General features: G+C 65.2%; 19 protein-coding genes. 7 read left to right on the top strand and 12 right to left on the bottom strand.

The window, feature by feature from the left end:
• Positions 1–4: 4 nt before the first annotated feature.
• On the bottom strand, positions 5–772 hold the full coding sequence (locus tag IVB29_RS03095) for a GyrI-like domain-containing protein (protein ID WP_247501928.1): 768 nt from the start codon (positions 770–772) through the stop codon (positions 5–7).
• Positions 773–984: 212 nt separating this feature from the next.
• Between IVB29_RS03095 and dapF the strand changes: the two genes are divergently transcribed.
• Both dapF and mtaB read left to right on the top strand, forming a co-directional pair.
• Complete coding sequence (dapF, locus tag IVB29_RS03090) at positions 985–1,860, top strand: diaminopimelate epimerase (protein WP_247501927.1); 876 nt, start codon at positions 985–987, stop codon at positions 1,858–1,860.
• Positions 1,860–3,113 (top strand): tRNA (N(6)-L-threonylcarbamoyladenosine(37)-C(2))-methylthiotransferase MtaB, encoded by a 1,254-nt coding sequence (gene mtaB, locus IVB29_RS03085; RefSeq protein ID WP_247501926.1) that lies wholly within the window; start codon positions 1,860–1,862, stop codon positions 3,111–3,113. The genes dapF and mtaB overlap by 1 nt, the downstream gene beginning before the upstream one ends.
• Positions 3,114–3,156: 43 nt before the next feature.
• On the opposite strand, the gene IVB29_RS03080 is transcribed toward mtaB, so the two are convergent.
• A complete protein-coding gene (locus IVB29_RS03080) occupies positions 3,157–4,266 on the bottom strand; it encodes a DUF2336 domain-containing protein (protein WP_247501925.1) in 1,110 nt (369 codons plus the stop codon).
• Positions 4,267–4,476: 210 nt separating this feature from the next.
• Entirely contained in the window at positions 4,477–5,178 is a 702-nt protein-coding gene (locus IVB29_RS03075) for an RNA pseudouridine synthase (RefSeq protein ID WP_247501924.1), read from the bottom strand.
• Positions 5,179–5,238: 60 nt separating this feature from the next.
• Between IVB29_RS03075 and ftsY the strand changes: the two genes are divergently transcribed.
• Together ftsY and IVB29_RS03065 are read left to right on the top strand one after the other, a co-directional pair.
• On the top strand, positions 5,239–6,186 hold the full coding sequence (ftsY, locus tag IVB29_RS03070) for a signal recognition particle-docking protein FtsY (protein ID WP_247501923.1): 948 nt from the start codon (positions 5,239–5,241) through the stop codon (positions 6,184–6,186).
• 2 nt (positions 6,187–6,188) lie between these two features.
• Entirely contained in the window at positions 6,189–6,791 is a 603-nt protein-coding gene (locus IVB29_RS03065) for a septation protein A (protein WP_247501922.1), read from the top strand.
• Between the two features lie 147 nt (positions 6,792–6,938).
• Here IVB29_RS03065 and IVB29_RS03060 read toward each other — a convergent pair whose 3' ends face one another.
• From IVB29_RS03060 to ccmA, 5 genes are all read right to left on the bottom strand, one after another.
• On the bottom strand, positions 6,939–7,532 hold the full coding sequence (locus IVB29_RS03060; RefSeq protein ID WP_247501921.1) for a DsbE family thiol:disulfide interchange protein: 594 nt from the start codon (positions 7,530–7,532) through the stop codon (positions 6,939–6,941).
• The gene (gene ccmD / locus IVB29_RS03055; RefSeq protein ID WP_247501920.1) at positions 7,529–7,714 is read right to left on the bottom strand and encodes a heme exporter protein CcmD; all 186 of its coding nucleotides are present in this window, start codon (positions 7,712–7,714) and stop codon (positions 7,529–7,531) included. The genes IVB29_RS03060 and ccmD overlap by 4 nt, the downstream gene beginning before the upstream one ends.
• Positions 7,711–8,442: a heme ABC transporter permease gene (locus tag IVB29_RS03050; protein WP_247501919.1), complete on the bottom strand. Its 732-nt coding sequence runs from the start codon at positions 8,440–8,442 to the stop codon at positions 7,711–7,713. Before IVB29_RS03050 ends, ccmD begins: the two co-directional genes overlap by 4 nt.
• A 91-nt stretch (positions 8,443–8,533) precedes the next feature.
• Positions 8,534–9,202: a heme exporter protein CcmB gene (ccmB, locus tag IVB29_RS03045; protein WP_247501918.1), complete on the bottom strand. Its 669-nt coding sequence runs from the start codon at positions 9,200–9,202 to the stop codon at positions 8,534–8,536.
• A gap of 271 nt (positions 9,203–9,473) precedes the next feature.
• Positions 9,474–10,076 carry a heme ABC exporter ATP-binding protein CcmA gene (gene ccmA, locus IVB29_RS03040; protein ID WP_247502339.1) on the bottom strand — a complete coding sequence of 201 codons (603 nt, stop codon included), beginning with the start codon at positions 10,074–10,076 and terminating at the stop codon, positions 9,474–9,476.
• 245 nt (positions 10,077–10,321) lie between these two features.
• Between ccmA and acnA the strand changes: the two genes are divergently transcribed.
• From acnA to IVB29_RS03025, 3 genes are all read left to right on the top strand, one after another.
• Positions 10,322–13,042, top strand: coding sequence for an aconitate hydratase AcnA (gene acnA / locus IVB29_RS03035; RefSeq protein WP_247501917.1), 2,721 nt, complete (start codon positions 10,322–10,324; stop codon positions 13,040–13,042).
• A 217-nt stretch (positions 13,043–13,259) separates the two neighbouring features.
• On the top strand, positions 13,260–14,036 hold the full coding sequence (locus tag IVB29_RS03030; RefSeq protein ID WP_247501916.1) for a DUF1223 domain-containing protein: 777 nt from the start codon (positions 13,260–13,262) through the stop codon (positions 14,034–14,036).
• A gap of 532 nt (positions 14,037–14,568) precedes the next feature.
• Positions 14,569–14,937 carry a DUF2794 domain-containing protein gene (locus IVB29_RS03025; RefSeq protein WP_247501915.1) on the top strand — a complete coding sequence of 123 codons (369 nt, stop codon included), beginning with the start codon at positions 14,569–14,571 and terminating at the stop codon, positions 14,935–14,937.
• Between the two features lie 160 nt (positions 14,938–15,097).
• Here IVB29_RS03025 and IVB29_RS03020 read toward each other — a convergent pair whose 3' ends face one another.
• From IVB29_RS03020 to IVB29_RS03005, 4 genes are all read right to left on the bottom strand, one after another.
• Positions 15,098–15,685 carry an N-acetyltransferase family protein gene (locus IVB29_RS03020; RefSeq protein ID WP_346731265.1) on the bottom strand — a complete coding sequence of 196 codons (588 nt, stop codon included), beginning with the start codon at positions 15,683–15,685 and terminating at the stop codon, positions 15,098–15,100.
• 170 nt (positions 15,686–15,855) lie between these two features.
• Complete coding sequence (locus IVB29_RS03015) at positions 15,856–16,647, bottom strand: Bax inhibitor-1/YccA family protein (RefSeq protein WP_247501913.1); 792 nt, start codon at positions 16,645–16,647, stop codon at positions 15,856–15,858.
• Positions 16,648–16,917: 270 nt separating this feature from the next.
• Positions 16,918–19,488: an FtsX-like permease family protein gene (locus IVB29_RS03010; RefSeq protein WP_247501912.1), complete on the bottom strand. Its 2,571-nt coding sequence runs from the start codon at positions 19,486–19,488 to the stop codon at positions 16,918–16,920.
• Entirely contained in the window at positions 19,485–20,204 is a 720-nt protein-coding gene (locus IVB29_RS03005; RefSeq protein ID WP_247501911.1) for an ABC transporter ATP-binding protein, read from the bottom strand. Before IVB29_RS03005 ends, IVB29_RS03010 begins: the two co-directional genes overlap by 4 nt.
• Positions 20,205–20,220 lie beyond the last annotated feature (16 nt).

Genomic DNA, 20,220 nt, shown 5'->3' with positions numbered 1-20,220 from the left:
GGTCTCACTTCAGCGGCACGAAAACATTGATCACGAGCTTGTCCTCAGCCGTCTTGAGCGGATCGGTGAGGTACTCCTCGATAAAAGTGTCCTTGGCTTCCAGTCGCTTGTCGTCGAGGTGATTGGTGATCGCCTCATAGGTGTTGTCCATGTTGTCGTAGGAGCCGCGATGGACGAATTTCAGCGCCTTGCCCTCCGGCGATTTGCCGATGCTCATGTCCTTGGGCAGCTTCTGCGGGTCCTGGTCGACCGGGATCTCGGCGAGGAAGGTGAAGCCGGTGTCGTCGGTCGAGGTGTAGACGATCATCGAATTGCCGGCGTGCTTGATGCCCTGCTTGTCCAGCAGCGTGTTCAGCGCCTTGAAGGCGTCGACCAGCGTGTCGAAGGCTGAATCCCAATTGGCGGTGCCCTTGACCATCACGACCTTCTTCGACTCGAGCGTGGTCTCCTGGCCAAAGGGATCGGCGGTCTGCACCGGGGCCGGGGTTGCGGCCGCGGCGGGCGGCGGGGCCGTCGGGCTGGGCGAGGCGCTGGCCGCGGGTGAGGGCGACGCTGCAGGCGCGGGCGAGGCGCTCGCTGCAGGCGAGGGGGTTGCCACGGGGGCTGGCGAGGCACTTGCCGCCGGGGCAGGCGAAGCCGAGGGAGCCGGCGAGGGACTGGCGGACGCAGCCGGTGCCGGGCTCGGGGTCTGCGCCAGAACGCCGGACAGTCCAAGCGACAAGGCCGCTGCCGGGATCAGCGCGGCCAGAGCGAGACGACGGAAACTATTCATTTTATTCTCCCCAGACCTTGCCCACCAAGGCCTTAACCCGACCGCGCATCCCGGTTCGCGCGAACTGCGCCGTTCTAACACGCGAGCGCCGAATTCGTCCCATGACAGATGCGTCATGGCGGCGTCTTGGCAGCGTCTTGGCCATCGGCGGCAAATCACTGGCCAAGCCGGCAAGGATCGCCATATAAGGCAGGCGAAATTCGGGAATTTTCATGAGCGCGCTGGCCAACCACGCATTTGCCAAGATGAACGGCATCGGCAACGAGATCGTCGTTGTCGACATGCGCGATTCCGCTGCGCCGGTGACGCCGGCCGATGCCCGTGCCGTGGCGTCGGCACAGGGCGGCGTGCCCTACGACCAGCTGATGGTGCTCCAGAAGCCGCGGTTCGACGGCACCGAAGCCTTCATCAGCATCTACAACAATGACGGTTCGGAGGCCGGCGCCTGCGGCAACGGCATGCGTTGCGTGGTTCGCCGCATTTTTGAGAAGACCGGCCAGACCAATGCGACGTTCGAGACCGCGGCCGGCTTGCTCAATGCCTGGCAGGGCCCTGCGCCCGATCTCTACACCGTCGACATGGGCGCGCCAAAATTCGGCTGGCAGGATATCCCGCTGGCGGAGGAGTTTCGCGACACCCGCTACATCGAATTGCAGATCGGGCCGATCGATAATCCGATCCTGCATTCGCCCTCGGCAGTGAGCATGGGCAATCCGCATGCGGTGTTCTGGGTCGACGATGTCAACGCCTACGATCTCGGTCGCTTCGGTCCGCTGCTCGAAAATCATCCGATCTTCCCCGATCGGGCCAACATCACGCTCGCCCATATCGTCGATCGCGAGCACATCACGATGCGCACCTGGGAACGCGGCGCGGGTCTGACCCGGGCCTGCGGCTCGGCGGCCTGTGCGACAGCGGTTGCGGCTGCACGCTTGAAGCGCGCCGAACGCAAGGTCGAGATCACGCTGCCGGGCGGCAAGCTTGGCATCGAATGGCGCGAGCGCGACGACCATGTGCTGATGACGGGCACCGCGACCTTCGAATACGAAGGCAATTTCGATCCGGCGCTGTTCGCGCCGGTCGGGTAATGTCTGTCGACATCGTCACCTTCGGCTGCCGCCTCAACGCGTTCGAGGCCGAGGTGATCCGCCGCAAGGCGGAGGGCGCGGGCCTGTCCGACACCATCGTCATCAACAGCTGCGCCGTCACCAACGAGGCGGTGGCGCAGGCGCGCCAGTCGATCCGCAAATTGAAGCGCGAGCGGCCGGAAGCCCGCATTGTCGTCACCGGCTGCGCGGCACAGACGCAAAGCGCGATGTTCGCCGAGATGGCCGAGGTCGATCGCGTCATCGGCAATGACGACAAGATGCGCGCCTCGGCGTGGCAGGAGACGCGCAGCGCTTTCGACCTTGGCGCCAGCGAAAAGATCGCCGTCAGCGACATCATGGCGGTCAAGGAGATGGCGCCGCATCTGATCGACGGTTTTGCCGGCGGCCTGCCGCGCGTGTTCGTGCAGGTGCAGAACGGCTGCGACCATCGCTGCACCTTCTGCATCATCCCCTATGGCCGTGGCAATTCACGCTCGGTGCCGATGGGGGCGGTGGTCGAGCAGGTGCGGACGCTGGCCGAGCGCGGCCATGCCGAGATCGTGCTGACCGGCGTCGACCTCACCAGTTATGGCGCCGACCTGCCGGGGGCGCCAAAGCTCGGCATGCTGACGAAACAGATTTTGCGCCACGTGCCGGAGCTAAAACGCCTGCGCATCTCCTCGATCGATTCGATCGAGGCGGACAGCGATCTGCTCGACGCCATCGCCGACGATGCCCGGCTGATGCCGCATCTGCATCTGTCGCTGCAATCCGGCGACGACATGATTTTGAAGCGCATGAAGCGGCGGCATTCGCGCGGCGATGCGATCGCGTTCTGCGACCAGGTCCGTCGCTTGCGCCCGGACATCGCCTTCGGCGCGGATATCATCGCCGGCTTCCCGACCGAGACGGACGAGATGTTTTCGCGCTCGCTCGATCTGGTCGAGGAATGCGGGCTCACGTTCCTGCACGTCTTTCCCTATTCGCCGCGCCCCGGCACGCCGGCCGCGCGGATGCCGCAGGTGGCGGGCGGTGCGATCAAGGAACGCGCGAAGCGGCTGCGTGCCGTCGGCGAAGCGGCCTTGCAGCGGCGGCTGAACACCGAGATCGGCGCGACGCGCGATGTGCTGATCGAGAGTGAAGGCCAGGGACGCACGGAACACTATCTGTCGGTCGCGATTGGCGGCGAGCGTGTGGGGAGTGTCGTGCCGTTGATGATTGCTGGCAGTGATGGCGAGCGGCTGACCGCGTAACAGGTGCTCTCTTCCCTTCTCCCGCAAGGGGAGAGGGGAAGAGTTACAACGCCCGCACCTGCCAGAACCGCAGCGTCCGCCGCGCATTCTCCGGTGTCATCCTTGCGTAATGCCCCTGCGCCCTCGCGAGATCCGCCGGCTTCATCGCCCCCGTCGCAAAACGGCTTTCGAGCACGGCGGCGGCGGTTTCCCAGCTGAGCTGCGCCGCCTTGCACGGCACCAGCAGGCCGTCCTCGCGCAGGCTCTGCATCAGCGGACGAATCACCTCGACGGTCGATCCGGACAGCGCCGCCAGTGCCGCGACGGCCTCTTCGTAGCGCCGCTGCCGGGCAAAGCCGAACAGCGTGGCTTCGCTGAGCTGGCCGACCGCCTTGAGATTCGCAATCGCCCGCTTGGCGCCCTCGAAATCGCGGACACCCGACATCTCGCGCTCGACGCCGACGGTGACGGCGGCGATGGAGCTCTGGATTTCGTCGAATAGATCGGGTGGCGCGCGCGACAGCAATCGCGTACGAACCGCATCCGTCGCCGAGCGCAGCAATTGGCGGCGCAGGTCTGATGGCAGGTCGACGCGGACGCCGACGCTGACGGCAAGCTCTGGGTCGCTTTCGGCCTGCCCGACGATGACGGCGAATCCATTTCCGGACACGCGCGCGCCGGGATTGGCGGCAAGCCGCCGGCTGACGCTGGGATAGCGCCGTGCCAGCAGCGCGTCGGTGACGATCTCCTTCAGCCACCAGCGGCCGGCGACTGCGAGCAGATGTGGCTCGCCCTTGGACAATGCGATCTTCACCAGCTCGCCATCGTCGAGGCGGGCGGATTCCTGCAGTACGGGACCGGCGATGCGGATCTCGTCATTGTTGGCGAGGCGGCGGATGACGGAGGGCGGTGCCTGCGCGACCGGCGCGAGCTGCGCGCTGATCTCGGCCAGCGCGACGCGCGCACCCATGTCGGCTATGGCGCGCAGCTCGATGGTGCCGATCAGGCGCTCGAGCACGTCGTCGAACAGCGCGATCTGCTCGTCGTCAAAACTTCCGGCGGAGGACAGGAAGAGGTCGGTGACGCGCCGGGCGGTTTCGAGGCCCTTTTCCGCCGAGCCATGTCGAATGGCGGATTCGACTTCGTCGATGATGGATAGCTCGGCCGTGGACATGACGCGTTGCTCGTCCTGAGCGGATTGCGGAAGCTTGTTCTAAGCAACTGCTATCATTAGAGACGAGCCCTGAACGTTTCGTAAACCAAGCCTCGCTTCTCCTGATCCTGAGGAGCCCGCGAAGCGGGCGTCTCGAAGAATGGCCGCGATATCCGGGCCTTCATGGTTCGAGACGCGCTTCGCGCTCCTCACCATGAGGGACGGACAGGGCTATTCCCCATTCCAACCGCAGGCGCGGAGTTTTTCGTGCATGTGGGGCGGGGCCGGCGCGACCACGCGGATCGGCTCCTTGTTCCGGGAGATCGGCACCACGATCTCCCGGGAATGCAGGTGCAGCTTCGGCTCGCCGAAGCGCGGGCCGTTGCCGTAAATGTTATCGCCGAAGATCGGCCAGCCGGTCGCGGAGGAATGCACCCGCAATTGATGGGTCCGCCCGGTCACCGGTTCCATGGCGAGCCAGGTCACGCCATCACCCCGGCCCATCACCTTCCAGTTGGTGACGGCCTTCTGGCCCTCCGGGTCTGGCTTCTGCCACCAGCCGCGTTCGGCATTGAGCCGGCCGAGGGGCATGTCGATGGTGCCTTCGTCCTCGGTGGGGCCGCCTTCGACCACGGTCCAGTAGGTCTTGCCGATCTTGCCGTGCTTGAACAGCAGGCCGAGCGAGGCCGTGGCCTTGCGATGGCGGCCGAGGATGAGGCAACCTGAGGTGTCCTTGTCCAGCCGGTGGGCCAGCACCGGCGGCCGCGGCAGGCCGAAACACAGCGCGCCGAAGGAATCCTCCAGATTGGCGCCGCCCTTGGGACCGCGATGCACCGGCAGGCCCGACGGCTTGTCGATGATCAGCATCAGCCCGTCGCGATGGAGCACGCGGGCCATGATCTCGTCGGCGGTCAATGCGGGAACATCGAGCAATTGCAGGACTTTCGGTCAAGACTTTCGTTTACGGGCCGGAACGGCTAACACACCGCCATCATGAACGATACCACGTCAGATCCCCCCAAGCTGAGCTGGTGGCGCCGCCTGTCCGACGGGCTGAAGCGCACCTCGTCCTCGCTCGGGACCGCGGTCGCCGACCTCGTCACCAAGCGCAAGCTCGATCGGGCCATGCTCGACGATATCGAGGACGTGCTGCTGCGCGCCGACCTCGGCACCTCCGTCGCGGTGCGGATTGCGGATGCCGTCGGCACCGGGCGCTACGACAAGGCGATCTCGGCGGACGAGGTGAAAGACGTCGTCGCGACCGAGGTCGAGAAGGTGCTGTCGCCGGTGGCAAAGCCGCTCGAGATCGACGCCGGGAAGAAGCCGTTCGTCATCCTCGTGGTCGGCGTCAACGGCTCCGGCAAGACCACCACCATCGGAAAACTCTCGCAAAAATTTGCCTCCGAAGGCCGCAAGGTGATGCTCGCCGCCGGCGACACGTTTCGCGCCGCAGCCATTGAGCAGCTCAAGGTCTGGGGCGAGCGCACGAAGACCCCGGTCATCGCGGGTGCGCAAGGCTCGGATTCGGCGAGCCTCGCCTTCAACGCGCTGACGGCCGCGAAGGAGCAGTCCGTCGACGTGCTCCTGATCGACACCGCCGGCCGCCTGCAGAACAAGGCCGAGCTGATGAACGAGCTCGAAAAGGTCGTCCGCGTGATCCGCAAGGTGGACGCGACTGCGCCGCATGCGGTGCTGCTTGTGCTCGATGCGACCGTGGGCCAGAACGCGTTGTCGCAGGTCGAGGCCTTCCATCGCACGGCGGGTGTCACCGGCCTCGTGATGACCAAGCTCGACGGCACCGCGCGCGGCGGCATCCTGGTGGCGCTCGCGGAGAAATTCAAACTGCCGGTGCATTTCATCGGCGTCGGCGAAGGCGTCGACGATCTCGCGCCGTTCACCGCGCGCGATTTCGCTCGCGCCATTGCCGGAATCGAAAGTTGAGTATGGACAAGACCCAGCCGCATCCGTTGTTCAAGCTCGCGACCGAGCTCGGTCCGCTGCTCGTGTTTTTCTTCGTGAACGCGAAGTTCAATCTGTTCGCCGCAACCGGCGCCTTCATGGTCGCGATCGTGGCGGCGATGATCGTCTCGTACGTGGTGACGCGCCATATCCCGATCATGGCGATCGTGACAGGTGTGATCGTGCTGGTGTTTGGCACGCTGACGCTGGTGCTGCACGACGAGACCTTCATCAAGCTCAAGCCGACCATCATCTACGGTCTGTTCGCCGCGATCCTCGGCGGGGGCCTGTTGTTCGGCCGCTCCTTCATCGCTGTGATGTTCGACCAGATGTTCAATCTGACGCCGCAGGGCTGGCGCATCCTCACCCTGCGCTGGGCGTTGTTCTTCGCCGGCATGGCGGTGCTGAACGAGATCGTCTGGCGTACCCAGAGCACCGATTTCTGGGTGAACTTCAAGGTGTTCGGCGTGACGCCGATCACGATGATCTTTGCGATTGCCCAGATGCCGCTGACCAAGCGCTATGGGATCGAGCCGGCGTCGCTGGAAGCGAGCGAGGCCGAGGCGGGGGATGTGCGGAAGGGGTGACGGTCTCGTGTCCCGGACGCGCTGCGGCGTGAAACGCTGCTGCGCAGAGCCGGGACCCGGGAGGCAACCCGTTGCGCTGTGACATGGGCCCCGGCTCTGCAGCGCACCGCTTACGCGCTGCGCAGCGTCCGGGGCACGAGAGCGGAGCTAGCTCCCCGGCTTCAACGCCTTCGCCATCTGCGGCAGCAACACCGTCCGATAGATCTCCGGCGTGATCGGCCCGACCAGCTTGTAGACGATGGTGCCCTCGGGGCCGACGACAAACGTCTCCGGCACGCCATAGACGCCCCATTCGATCGAGGCGCGGCCGTTGGCGTCGACGCCGACACGGTCGAACGGGTTGCCGTAGCGCCCCAGGAAGCGCCGCGCATTGTCGGGCGCATCCTTGTAGTTGATGCCGACCATCTCAAAGCGTTTATCCTTGGCGAGCTCCGTCAGCAGTGGCGCCTCGTCGTGGCACGGCACGCACCAGGACGCCCAGACATTGACCAGGCTGACCTTGCCCTTGAACGCGGCCGGATCGAGCCCCGGCACCTGCGCATTGTCAGCCTGCAATCCCTCGAGCGGCGGCAGTGTCGTCTGCGGCACGGGCCGACCGATCAACGCGGAGGGAATCCGCGAGGGATCGCCGCTGCCGAGCCGGAACCAGAACAACAGCGCCAGCGCAATGAAGGCGAGCAGCGGCAGCACCATCAGGAAGGTGCGGCGTTGCGGCGATGCGGAGGTCGATTGATCGCTCATGGTGTGTCCACAGCACTTCGGCTAGAGCGGCGGGTGACGCCGCTGCGGTCGAGCTCGCGCAGGCGCTGCGTCTGGCTGCGATAGTCGAGCACGATCCAGCCGATCAGGATCACGACCACGAGCGCCGCGGCCGCGTAGGACGTCACGATGAAGGACGCGTAGGGACCGAGCGACATCGTCATGCGGCTTTCTGGCTCGCCTGCATCATTTGCAGGGACCGCACGCGCCGGCGCAAAATCTCGTTGCGCATCGCCGCGATGTGCAGCGTAACGAACAGCAGCGTGAATGCGACCGCCATCACCAGCAGCGGAATCAGGAACGATTTGTCGAGGGTCGAGCCGCCCATGCGCATCACCGAGGCCGGCTGGTGCAGCGTGTTCCACCAATCGACCGAGAATTTGATGATCGGCAAATTGATCGCGCCGACCAGCGTCAGCACTGCGGCGGCGCGCGCCGCGCGCGAGGGATCGTCGACCGCGCGCCACAGCGCCATCAAGCCGAGATACATCAGGAACAGGATCAGCACCGAAGTCAGCCGCGCGTCCCATTCCCAATAGGTGCCCCACATCGGCCGGCCCCACAGCGAGCCCGTCAGCAGCGCGAGGAAGGTGAACGCGGCGCCGATCGGAGCAGCCGCTTTCGCGGCGACGTCGGCGAGCGGATGGCGCCACACCAGCGTGCCCAATGAGGCGATGCTCATCACGCCCCAGACGAACATCGACAGCCAGGCGTTGGGCACGTGGATGAACATGATTTTGACGGTCGCGCCCTGCTGATAGTCGTCGGGCGCGGTGGCCGATTGGTAGAGGCCGATCGTGAGCACGATGACAGTCGCAGCCGCAAGCCACGGCAGCACCCGCGCACTCAGCGCGAGGAACCGGGTCGGATTGGCGAGGTCGATCAGCGTCATGGTATTCTGATAATCACCGTGGGCTGCTCACGCAATCAGCATAAAAGCGCGCAGCGAAAGTTGATCGGGGTCAAGGCGAGTCGAACCCATCTCAGTCGAGCCCGTGCTTCAGGCTCGCCGCCGCGGCGAAAGGGCCGACCACGAGGCTGACCAGCGACAGCGCGCACAGGATCGAGAACGGCGCGCCGAAATTCATGGGTCCGACGATCACGGCCTGCGAGGCGGCGACGCCGAAAATCAGCACCGGAATCGACAGCGGCAGCACCAGCACCGCCATTAACAGCCCGCCCCGGTGCAGCGTGACCGCCAGCGCCGCGCCGATCATGCCGGTAAACGTCAGCGCGGGGGTGCCGGCCAAAAGCGTCAGCGCCACCGCGCCGGTTGAGACCATGTCGAGGTTGAGCAGCAGGCCCAGCACCGGGGTTGCGACAATCAGTGGCAGGCCGGCGGCCAGCCAGTGCGCCAGTGCCTTGGCCGCGCAGGCGAGTTCCAGTGGCGTCCGGCTCATCGTGATCAGGTCGAGCGAGCCGTCCTCATGGTCGGCCATGAACAGCCGGTCCAGCGTGAGCAGGCTCGCCAGCAGCGCGCCAAGCCACAGGATCGCGGGCCCCAGCCGCGACAGCAGCGCCAGATCCGGCCCCACGGCGAAGGGCATCAGGACAACGACGGTCAGGAAGAACAGCACGCCAATCAGCGCCCCGCCGCCGACGCGAAGGGCGATCCGGATGTCCCGGCGGATGAGGGCGGACAGGGCGGTCATGGGTGGGCCCTTTCCAAGGAATACGCGTCTGCGCCTGCGACTAGCCCCGGGCGAACTGTGCTCCCTCCCCCCTTGTGGGGGAGGGCAGGGGAGGGGGGTAGCCCCGGGACGGATGATTGTCGGGTGCGGGTCGCCAGCAACAGAGCGCCTATTTCCCCAGCGCTTGATCCGAAAGAGTGTCGCCCGCGGTACCCCCCTCCCTGGCCCACAAGGGGGGAGGGAACGGAGAGAGCGGCGCTTTGCCGCTTGGAAAGCTGAGGGTCCATCGGAATCATGCCATTCCCCCGATCCGCAGCTCCCGCGAATCGATTCCCAGCGGCGCGTGGGTCGCCGCCACGATCATCCCCCCTCGGCTGAGATGCTCGCGCATCAGGCCGCCAAACATGTCCTGGCCGGCGACATCCAGCGCATTGGTCGGCTCGTCCAGCAGCCAGACCGGGCGGCGGACGGTCAGCAGGCGGGCCAGCGAGAGCCGGCGGCGTTGGCCGGCCGACAGGAAGCCCGCGGGCAGATCGGTGGCGTGGTCGAGCCCGACGGTGGCGAGGCTCTCGGCGGTATCACTGCGCTCGCCGCCCAGAAAATCAGCCCAGAATGACAGATTTTCAGCCACACTCAGCGCCGGCTTCAGGGCATCGCGATGGCCGAGATAGTGGCACTGCTCCGGCAACGTCAGCTCGCCATCGCCTCCATCGAGCGCGATTGTCCCGCCAGCCGGAATGAGCAGGCCTGCGATCAGCCGCAGCAGCGAGGTCTTGCCCGAGCCGTTGCGGCCGACGACCGCCACGGCCTCGCCTGAGACCGCCTCGAAATCGAGCCCGGAAAACACCTCGCGCCCACCCCGCACGCAAACGACCCCGCGTCCGGACAGCTGCATCTTGCCTTGGTTCAACCCGCTCAAAGCCAGGCCTCAGGAAAACTTGGGGTAGCGCATGGGAATTTTTGGCTCGCGAATTGCTGCGGTACGATTGCGGCTGTGGCGGCGCGGTTAGAAAGCTTCTATAAGCCGGGAACTACTTGATGCAGCACACTCAACCCGCCCCTGCAAGCGACCCAGCCGGATTCGCTGACGGTGTTAAAATACCCCTTGCCGGGTATAACTAACAATTGGGATTTCCTAGCATGACCTCGCTCGACAGCTTCAAATGCAAAAAGACCCTCAAGGTCGGCGCCAAGACCTACGTGTATTACAGCCTGCCCACGGCCGAGAAGAATGGTCTGAAGGGAATTTCGAAACTCCCCTATTCGATGAAGGTGCTGCTCGAAAATCTCCTCCGCAACGAGGACGGCCGCACGGTCAAGAAGGAAGACATCGTCGCGTTCTCGAAGTGGCTGCGCAAGAAGTCGCTGGAGCATGAGATCGCGTTCCGCCCGGCCCGCGTGCTGATGCAGGATTTCACCGGCGTTCCCGCGGTGGTCGATCTCGCCGCGATGCGCAACGCGATGCAGAAGCTCGGCGGCGATGCCGAGAAGATCAACCCGCTGGTGCCGGTCGATCTCGTCATCGACCACTCCGTGATCGTGAACTTCTTCGGTGACAACAAGGCCTTCGGCAAGAACGTCACCGAGGAATACAAGCAGAATCAGGAGCGCTACGAGTTCCTGAAGTGGGGCCAGAAGGCGTTCTCGAACTTCTCCGTCGTGCCGCCCGGCACCGGCATCTGCCACCAGGTCAATCTCGAATATCTCTCGCAGACGGTCTGGACCAAGAAGGAGAAGATGACGGTCGGCAAGAAGACCGGCACCTTCGAGGTCGCCTATCCCGACTCGCTCGTCGGCACCGATTCCCACACCACCATGGTCAACGGCCTCGCCGTGCTCGGCTGGGGCGTCGGCGGCATCGAGGCGGAAGCCTGCATGCTCGGCCAGCCACTGTCGATGTTGCTGCCGACCGTCGTCGGCTTCAAGCTGAAGGGCGCAATGAAGGAAGGCGTCACCGCCACCGACCTCGTGCTGACAGTCACGCAGATGCTGCGCAAGCTCGGCGTGGTCGGCAAGTTCGTCGAGTTCTTCGGTCCCGGCCTCGACAATCTCTCCGTCGCCGACAAGGCGACCATCGCCAACATGGCGCCCGAATATGGCGCGACCTGCGGCTTCTTCCCGGTCGATGCCGCTGCGCTCGATTATCTCAAGACCTCCGGCCGCGCTCCGGCGCGCGTCGCACTGGTGCAGGCCTATGCCAAGGCGCAAGGGCTGTTCCGCACCGCCAAGTCGGCCGATCCGGTGTTCACGGAATTGCTGACGCTCGACCTCGGCGACGTCGTGCCGTCGATGGCCGGCCCGAAGCGTCCCGAAGGCCGCATCGCACTCCCGTCGGTCGCCGAAGGTTTTTCGCTCGCGCTCGGCACCGAATACAAGAAGACCGAGGAGCCCAACAAGCGCTTCGCCGTCGAAGGCAAGAATTTCGAGATCGGCCATGGCGACGTCGTCATCGCCGCAATTACGTCTTGCACCAACACCTCGAACCCGAGCGTGCTGATCGGCGCGGGTCTGTTGGCGCGCAACGCCGCCGCGAAGGGCCTGAAGGCAAAACCGTGGGTGAAGACCTCGCTTGCCCCGGGTAGCCAGGTGGTCGCGGCCTATCTCGCTGATTCCGGTCTCCAGGCCGATCTCGACAAGGTCGGCTTCAATCTGGTCGGCTTCGGCTGCACCACCTGCATCGGCAATTCCGGTCCGCTGCCGGAGGAGATCTCGAAGTCGATCAACGACAACGGCATCGTCGCCGCTGCCGTGCTCTCCGGTAACCGCAACTTCGAAGGCCGCGTCTCGCCCGACGTGCAGGCGAATTATCTGGCCTCGCCGCCGCTGGTTGTTGCCCATGCGCTCGCGGGGAGCGTCACCAAGAACCTCGCCGTCGAGCCGCTCGGCGAAGGCAAGGACGGCAAGCCGGTGTACCTCAAGGACATTTGGCCGACGACGAAAGAGATCAACGCCTTCATGAAGAAGTTCGTGACCGCGGCGATCTTCAAGAAGAAGTATGCCGACGTGTTCAAGGGCGACATCAACTGGCGCAAGATCAAGACGGTCGAGAGCGAGACCTATCGCTGGAACATGTCTTCGACCTATGTGCAGAACCCGCCCTATTTCGAAGGCATGAAGAAGGAGCCGGAGCCGGTCACCGATATCGTCGAGGCGCGCATCCTCGCCATGTTCGGCGACAAGATCACCACCGACCACATCTCGCCGGCCGGTTCGATCAAGCTCACCTCGCCCGCGGGCAAGTACCTCAGCGAGCACCAGGTGCGCCCCGCCGACTTCAACCAGTACGGCACGCGCCGCGGCAACCATGAAGTGATGATGCGCGGCACCTTCGCCAACATCCGCATCAAGAACTTCATGCTCAAGGGCGCGGATGGAAATATCCCCGAAGGCGGCCTGACAAAACACTGGCCCGACGGCGAGCAGATGTCGATCTACGACGCCGCGATGAAGTACCAGCAGGAGCAGGTGCCGCTGGTGGTGTTCGCCGGCGCTGAATACGGCAACGGCTCCTCGCGCGACTGGGCTGCGAAGGGTACGCGTCTGCTCGGCGTGCGCGCCGTGATCTGCCAGAGCTTCGAGCGCATCCATCGCTCCAACCTGGTCGGTATGGGCGTGCTGCCGCTGACCTTCGAGGACGGCACCTCCTGGTCGTCGCTCGGCCTGAAGGGCGACGAGAAGGTCACGCTGCGTGGTCTCGTCGGCGATCTCAAGCCGCGCCAGAAGCTGACCGCGGAAATCGTCTCCGGCGACGGTTCGTTGCAGCGCGTTTCGCTGCTTTGCCGCATCGATACGCTGGACGAGCTCGAGTACTACCGGAACGGCGGTATTCTGCACTACGTGCTGCGCAAGCTCGCGGCCTAAGCGCGAATTTGTGAACGGTGGCTCACCGCGACGTGAGTAGAAGGTTAAACGAAGGCGGCCTATCACAGGGCCGCCTTCGCGCGTTTCGGCACGCTTCGGAAGGGCCCGGCCGGCGGAAAACCTCGCCCTGGACGGTTGAATGTACGATGCCCGTAAGATTACGGTGACCATCAGGCGATAGGATTTCCCCCCACGCGTGCGAGGTGTGACGTTCGACATGACTGGAATGATGCCTTCCCATTTGGTTTCGCGCTGGTCCGGTACCTTCTGGTCGGGAGCACTCGGCATCTGCGCGATCGTCGCCGTCATCCGTCCCGCCGAAGCTGATCCCCGCGCCGTGGTCGAGCTCTTCACCTCGCAGGGCTGCTCGTCCTGCCCGCCCGCCGACAAGGTCATCGGCGACCTCTCCAGCGATCCCTCGATCATCGCGCTGAGCATGCCGATCGACTATTGGGATTATCTCGGCTGGAAGGACACGCTGGCGGATTCGCGCTTCTCGGCGCGGCAGCGCGCCTATTCGCGCATGCGCGGCGACCGCGAGGTCTACACGCCACAAGTCGTGGTCAACGGCTCGGCGCATGTCATCGGCAGCGACCGTACCGGAATCGAGAACGCGATCGGCAAGACCGACAACAGCGCCGGCGTGATGAGCGTGCCGGTGACGATGTCGCTTTCGGGCAAGCAGATCAACGTCTCGGTGGCCGCAAGCAAGGAGCCTGCGATCTCGCACGGTGAGGTCTGGATCTGCTCGATCACGAAATCGGTGCCGATCACGGTCGGCCGTGGCGAAAACCGCGGACAGCAACTCACCTATCACAACGTCGTGCGCAACCTGCTCAAGGTCGGCGACTGGAACGGCCGTCCTGAAAGCTGGACGGTGCCGCTGGAAAACCTCACGCGCGACGGCGTCGACGGCGCAGTGGTTTATGTCCAGGACGGTAGCCGCGAGAAGCCGGGCCCGATGCTCGGCGCTGCCTACACGTCGCTGCACTGATTCGATTTTCTCTCCAGCATCACGCTCGCTCCAATTCCTCATGGTGAGGAGCGCGCCTTTGCGCGCGTCTCCTCAGGATGAGGGGAGAGAGTACAGGGCGTGGCGGAGAGAGGCGGGAAACATTCCGGCACAAACAAAAAAGGACCAACTTGCGTTGGCCCTCCTTGTCATGCGTACAGACCCGATCCTGTCCGGCCCCGGGGGGCTGGGGGCTGAGGAATCCGGAACCGAAAGGACCGGGTCAACGCACGCATGTCTTGTCGCAATGCAGGGCGGCAGGCGCTTGGCAGAAAAGCGGCGATACTATGATTCCTGCTAACGATCCCGTGACGGTTTGCCGCGAGAGGGTTCCACGAGAGAGTTCCACGAGAGAGTTCTACTCCTGCGTGCGCGGTGATGCGCCCTGCCTTCGGCAGGTTGAGTTGGGAACCTCTTGCGGTCGCGGGCGGTTGGCGCAATCATGCAAACGTCATGATCCGCGTTTCCCCGGGGACGGTTTTCGCGGACGCGATCATGCGACAGGAGGCGTTCCATGAGTCTGTCGGAGGATGCCGATCCGAGCGGGCAGCGCGCGGCGGCGCACCCCGCCGCTGCGACGGCGCAACTGAGCCGGGTGACGTTCAACCGGCTCGAGCTGCACCGCATTCTCAACCTCTACGGCCGCATGGTCGCCGACGGCGAGTGGCGCGACTATGCCATCGACTTCCTGAAGGACCGCGCCGTGTTCTCGGTCTTCCGCCGCGCCTCGGAAGTGCCGATCTATCGCATCGAGAAGGATCCGCGGCTCGCGCGCAAGCAGGGCATGTACAGCGTGATCTCGGCGACCGGCCTGATCCTGCGCCGCGGCCACGAGCTCGAGCGCGTGCTGCTGGTCATCGATCGCAAGCTGGCGGTGGTGTAGCCGTACGAACGGTGCCGTAGGGTGGGTTAGCCCCGCGCTGCGCGAAGCGCAGTCGCTCGGCGTAACCCACCACTTCTGTCGACCCGGAAACACAAGAGGTGGGTTACGCCTAGCGGTTTGCGCTTCGCGTAATCCGCGGGGCTAACCCACCCTACGAGACCTATTTTGTCGGCACGCTCTTCGCGCCCTCGCCAAGATCCCGCTGCATCATCACCGTATCGAGCCAGCGGCCGAATTTCAGCCCGACATTGGGATGCGTGCCGATCATCTTGAAGCCGCCGCGGGTGTGCACGCCGATCGAGCCGGCATTGGCGGAATCGCCGATCACCGCGATCATCTGGCGGAAGCCGCGCGCCTCGCATTCGGTGATCAGCCGTTCCAGCAGCAACGAGCCGATGCCGCGGCGATGGAAGCTCGGATCGAGATAGATCGAGTTCTCGACCGTGAAGCGATAGGCCGGCCGCGGCCGGTAGGCGCCGGCATAGGCGTAGCCGGCCACGCGTCCCTCGAGCATGGCGACGAAATAGGGATAGCCGCCGTCGACCAGCGTGCGATAGCGCCGCGTCATTTCGGCAAGGTCGGGCGGGTCCAGCTCGAACGTCGCCGTGCCCTCGCGGACGGCCTGCTGGTAGATGGCGGTGATGGCGGGAAGGTCGGCCTCAAGCGTGGGCCTGATATCGGGTGCGGACATGGCGGTGAGATTAGAGCGTTCCCGGGACGGCTGGAAGAGGGTCCGGTGTTGCCCCACCCGTCATTGCGCGCGCAGCGAAGCAATCCAGAAATGCCTCCGCGGAGGGACTCTGGATTGCTTCGTCGCGAGAGCTCCTCGCAATGACGGCGTTTGTGGCTGCACCCAGGCCCAAACAAAAACCCCGGCCTTTCGGCCGGGGCTCGTGTCCGTTCTCTCGTGCGTATTGCTTAGTCGCGCTGGCCGAGGAGCTGCAGGAGCAGCGTGAACAGGTTGATGAAGTTCAGGTACAGCGACAGGGCGCCGGTGATGGCCGCACGCTCTGCGATGTCACCGCCGGCCGATGCGTAGCCGTAGATGTAGTCGTTCTTCAGCCGCTGCGTATCCCAGGCGGTGAGGCCCGCGAACACCAGCACGCCGACCACGGACACCACGAACTGCAGCACCGAACTCGCCAGGAACAGGTTCACCAGGCTCGCGATGATGATGCCGATCAGGCCCATGAACAGGAACGAGCCCATTCCGGTCAGATCACGCTTGGTGGTGTAGCCGTAGAGACTGAGCGCACCGAAGGTCGCCGCGGTGATGAAGAACACCCGGACGATCGAGGTGTGCGTGAACACCAGGAAGATCGAGGACAGCGAGACGCCCATCAGCGCCGCGAACACCCAGAACAGGATCTGGGCGGTCGAGGGAGCGAGACGGTTGATGCCCGCCGAGATCACGAACACCATGGCGAGCGGCGCGAGCATGAACAGCCACTTCAGGGGGCTGACGAACATCGCGTAGCCGAACGGCGTCAGGAACAGCTTGCCGACGCGGACCGCTTCCGGGGTCGGAACATCAGTCACGGCAGCCATGTAGACACCGAGCGCGGCCAGGCCGGTGATGGCCAGGCCGATGCTCATGTAATTGTAGATGCGCAGCATGTAGGCGCGCAGGCCGGCGTCGACCGTCGCGGCGTCAACACGCCCGGCGGCCCTGCCGAAAGGAGAAGCGTAATTGCGGTCTAGGTCCGACATGGTCGAATTCCCGTTGGTTGGCCCGGTCCGGCATGAGGGTCGCCATGCCGCCGGTTCGTCAAATTCTATCTCGGATACCGCTGTCTGCCGACTAAATTTTGGCTAACAATCCGGGCTCCGAACCCACTCGATATGTGGGAAACTAACACATTAGCTGCAACCGTCCACGCGCGGCTGAATGTCGCCCTTGGCTGCAATCCAGACGAGCGGACGTGGTTAATCGCAGGAATCGTGCGATTCCGCTCCCGCGCGGCTGGCCGCTACCTTTTGTCACAAATTGCGCAACACCGTGGCGGGCTTTTTGTTCAACGCCAGCAGCGTGCCGGCGAGCCCGAGCCCGACGGTGACGATCAGGGCGGCCACGACCACGCCGGCCGCGCTGCCGGCCTGCCAGACGAAACTCAGCGTCATCAGCCGCGTCACGATCATCCAGGCGGCGATGCTGCCGGCGATCACGCCGAACACCGCGGTGGCCAGCCCGATCAAAAGGTATTCGAGGGCATAGGCGCCGAGCAGCCGCAGCCGCGTCGCGCCCAGGGTCTTGAGGATCACCGCATCGTAGACCCGGTGGCGGTGGCCGGCGGCGAGCGCCCCGCCCAGCACCAGGATCGCCGAGATCAGGGTGATCGCGCTGGCGCCGCGGATCGCCAGCGCCAGATTGGTCACGACCGCGCCGACCGTCTCCATGACCTCGCGCACGCGCACGCTGGTTACCATCGGATAGGCGTCGGCGACCTGCTTGATGATCTTGCCGTCGGCCTCGGCAGTGCCGCCGCTCTCCGTCAGCGTCGCGATATGGGTATGCGGCGCGCCCTTGAAGGCGTTCGGTGAGAAAACGAGGACGAAATTGATGCCGAGTCCCTGCCAGTCGATGGTGCGCAGATTGCCGATCTTGGCGGGGATGTCGCGCCCGAGCACATTGACCACGACCTCGTCCCCGACCTTGAGACCGAGGCCGTCGGCGATCTTCTTCTCCATCGAGACCAGCGGCGGGCCCGAATAGTCGGCGCTCCACCATTCGCCCTCGACCACCTTGGAGCCTTTCGGGAGCTCGGCGGTATAGGTCAGGCCGCGGTCGCTTTGCAGCACCCATTCGGCATCGGTGGTGGGCTTGATGTCCTCGGCGCGCACGCCTCGCGCTCCGACGATGCGCCCGCGCAGCATCGGCACGTCCTCGACCTTCGCGCCAGGGGCGATCTGGCGCAAATAATCGTCGAACGGTGCGGACTGCGTGCTCGGGATGTCGATGAAGAAGAACGACGGCGCGTGCTCGGGCAGCGCGGCCAGGAACTGCCGGCGCAGATTGCCGTCGATCTGGGTGATGGTGACGAGCACGGCCAAGCCCAGGCCCAGCGACAGCACGACCGAGGGCGTCAGCGCGCCGGGCCGGTGGATGTTGGCGACCGCCAGCCGCAGCATCGGCAGCCGCGACCGTGGCAGCCGCCGCGCGATCGTCATGAGCAGGACAGCGATGCCGCGCAGCAGCGCGAACACGACGACGGATGAGGCCACGAACACCGCAGCGATGCGCTTGTCGAAAGACAATCCGATCACCACCGCGATCAGCAGGGCGACCACGACGGCCATGAACACGAGATAGCTCCAGCGCGGCCGGTGCCACTCGGAGCTGATGGTGTCACGGAACAGCGCGGCCACCGGCACGTCGTGCACGCGCCCGAGCGGCCACAGGCCGAAGGCGAGCGCGGTAAGCAGGCCATAGACGAAGGAGAGCGCGAGTTCATCGGCATGCACGGCCGGCACCACCGGCAGCGGCAACAGTTTTCCGAACAAGCCGACGATGGCGAAGGGCATGGCGGCGCCGAGTGCGAGCCCGATCACCGAACCGATCGCGGCCAGCAGAAGAACCTGCGCGAGATAGATGCCGAACACGTCGCGGCCCGTCGCGCCGACGGCCTTGAGGGCCGCGATCACCTCGAGCCTGCGGTCGATATGGCTCCTCACGGCGTTGGCGACGCCGACGCCGCCGACCAGCAGCGCGGCAAGGCCGACCAAGGTCAAAAACTGTGTGAAGCGGCTGATATTGCGCTCGAGCTGCGGCGAGGCATTGGAGCGGCTGCGGACTTCCCAGCCGGCCTGCGGCGCAGCGTTACGCGAGTCCGCGATGAAGGCCTCAGTGGCGCGCTCGCTGTTGCCGATATCAGGCAGCTTCACCCGGTAGACCCAGCGCACCAGGCTGCCGGGCTGGATCAGTCCGGTGGCCTTCAGGCCCGCCTCGCTGATCAGGAAACGCGGACCAAAACCGATGCCGCCGGCGAGCTTGTCGGGCTCGGCCTCGACCGTGCTGCGGATCTGGAAGGTCGCAGACCCGACGGTGACGCGGTCGCCGGTCTTGAGCGACATTCGCGCCAGCAGCGTCGGATCGGCGGCGGCGCCGAACGCGCCGTCGCGCTCCGCGAGCAGATCGGACATCGCCAGCTGTGGCGCCAGCGTCAATTGGCCGAGCATCGGATAGGTGTCGTCGACCGCCTTCATCTCGACCAGCGCGAGCTGGCCGTCGGCCGAGCGCGCCATGCCGCGCAGGGTTGCCGCGGTCGAGACGGTGCCGCGCGAACGCAGGAAGGCGACTTCCTCGGGCTTGGCCTCGCGCTGGAACAATACGAACGAGACGTCGCCGCCAAGCAGCGTGCGGCCCTCGCGGGCGAGACCGTCGCTCAGGCTTGCCGACACCGAGCCGACGCCGGCAATCGCCATCACGCCGAGCGCGATGCAGGCAATGAAGACATAGAAGCCGCGCAGGCCGCCGCGTAATTCGCGCAGCGCATAACGCAGCGCCAGCGCGACGCCGTTGGGCTTCGCGAACGGTTCGACTGCCGAGCTCATGCGGGAGCAGACTGCGTGTCGATGCGGCCCGAGCGCAGGCGGATGACGCGATCGCAGCGATGCGCCAGCGAGGAATCGTGCGTCACCAGCACTAAGGTCATGCCGCGCTCGGTATGCTTGCTAAACAGCAGATCGACGATCTGCTTTCCGGTGGTCTCGTCGAGATTGCCGGTCGGCTCGTCCGCGACGAGGATGGCGGGGTCGGGCGCCAGCGCGCGCGCGAGCGCGACGCGCTGCTGCTCGCCGCCGGAGAGCTGCGTCGGATAGTGATGCAGGCGATCGCCGAGCCCGACCGATTGCAGCTCCTGCGCCGCGCGCTTCGCAGCATCCGGATTGCCGGCAAGCTCGAGCGGCACCGCGACGTTCTCCAGCGCGGTCATGGTCGGGATCAGGTGGAAGGACTGGAAGACGATGCCGACCTGGCGGCCGCGGAAGCGGGCCAGCGCGTCTTCGTCGAGGGCATTGAAAGGCGTGCCTGACACCACCACCTCTCCGCTATCAGGACGCTCCAGCCCCGCCATCACCATCAGCAGCGTGGATTTGCCCGAGCCTGACGGGCCGATCAGGCCGATCGTCTCGCCCGAGCCGACCCGCAAGCTGATATCCTTGAGGATGTGAACGCGTGCCGCCCCCGTGCCCAATGACAGATTGACGTTGGAGATGGCGATGGTGTCCGCCGAGGCGGTGAGCGAAGAGGATTCGATGCGAGTGTCCATGGTCCGGTCATATGGC

The organism is Bradyrhizobium sp. 1 (assembly GCF_023073315.1).
In the GTDB taxonomy this organism is placed as follows: domain Bacteria; phylum Pseudomonadota; class Alphaproteobacteria; order Rhizobiales; family Xanthobacteraceae; genus Bradyrhizobium.
This window is presented reverse-complemented; position numbering and strand designations above follow the sequence as displayed.

Excerpts from the sequence above, each read along its gene's own strand:
- IVB29_RS03095 (WP_247501928.1), bottom strand. The coding sequence starts at position 772 with ATGAATAGTTTCCGTCGTCTCGCTCTGGCCGCGCTGATCCCGGCAGCG.
- dapF (WP_247501927.1), top strand. The coding sequence starts at position 985 with ATGAGCGCGCTGGCCAACCACGCATTTGCCAAGATGAACGGCATCGGC.
- mtaB (WP_247501926.1), top strand. The coding sequence starts at position 1,860 with ATGTCTGTCGACATCGTCACCTTCGGCTGCCGCCTCAACGCGTTCGAG.
- IVB29_RS03080 (WP_247501925.1), bottom strand. The coding sequence starts at position 4,266 with ATGTCCACGGCCGAGCTATCCATCATCGACGAAGTCGAATCCGCCATT.
- ftsY (WP_247501923.1), top strand. The coding sequence starts at position 5,239 with ATGAACGATACCACGTCAGATCCCCCCAAGCTGAGCTGGTGGCGCCGC.
- IVB29_RS03065 (WP_247501922.1), top strand. The coding sequence starts at position 6,189 with ATGGACAAGACCCAGCCGCATCCGTTGTTCAAGCTCGCGACCGAGCTC.
- IVB29_RS03060 (WP_247501921.1), bottom strand. The coding sequence starts at position 7,532 with ATGAGCGATCAATCGACCTCCGCATCGCCGCAACGCCGCACCTTCCTG.
- ccmD (WP_247501920.1), bottom strand. The coding sequence starts at position 7,714 with ATGACGATGTCGCTCGGTCCCTACGCGTCCTTCATCGTGACGTCCTAC.
- IVB29_RS03050 (WP_247501919.1), bottom strand. The coding sequence starts at position 8,442 with ATGACGCTGATCGACCTCGCCAATCCGACCCGGTTCCTCGCGCTGAGT.
- ccmB (WP_247501918.1), bottom strand. The coding sequence starts at position 9,202 with ATGACCGCCCTGTCCGCCCTCATCCGCCGGGACATCCGGATCGCCCTT.
- ccmA (WP_247502339.1), bottom strand. The coding sequence starts at position 10,076 with ATGCAGCTGTCCGGACGCGGGGTCGTTTGCGTGCGGGGTGGGCGCGAG.
- acnA (WP_247501917.1), top strand. The coding sequence starts at position 10,322 with ATGACCTCGCTCGACAGCTTCAAATGCAAAAAGACCCTCAAGGTCGGC.
- IVB29_RS03030 (WP_247501916.1), top strand. The coding sequence starts at position 13,260 with ATGACTGGAATGATGCCTTCCCATTTGGTTTCGCGCTGGTCCGGTACC.
- IVB29_RS03025 (WP_247501915.1), top strand. The coding sequence starts at position 14,569 with ATGAGTCTGTCGGAGGATGCCGATCCGAGCGGGCAGCGCGCGGCGGCG.
- IVB29_RS03015 (WP_247501913.1), bottom strand. The coding sequence starts at position 16,647 with ATGTCGGACCTAGACCGCAATTACGCTTCTCCTTTCGGCAGGGCCGCC.
- IVB29_RS03010 (WP_247501912.1), bottom strand. The coding sequence starts at position 19,488 with ATGAGCTCGGCAGTCGAACCGTTCGCGAAGCCCAACGGCGTCGCGCTG.
- IVB29_RS03005 (WP_247501911.1), bottom strand. The coding sequence starts at position 20,204 with ATGGACACTCGCATCGAATCCTCTTCGCTCACCGCCTCGGCGGACACC.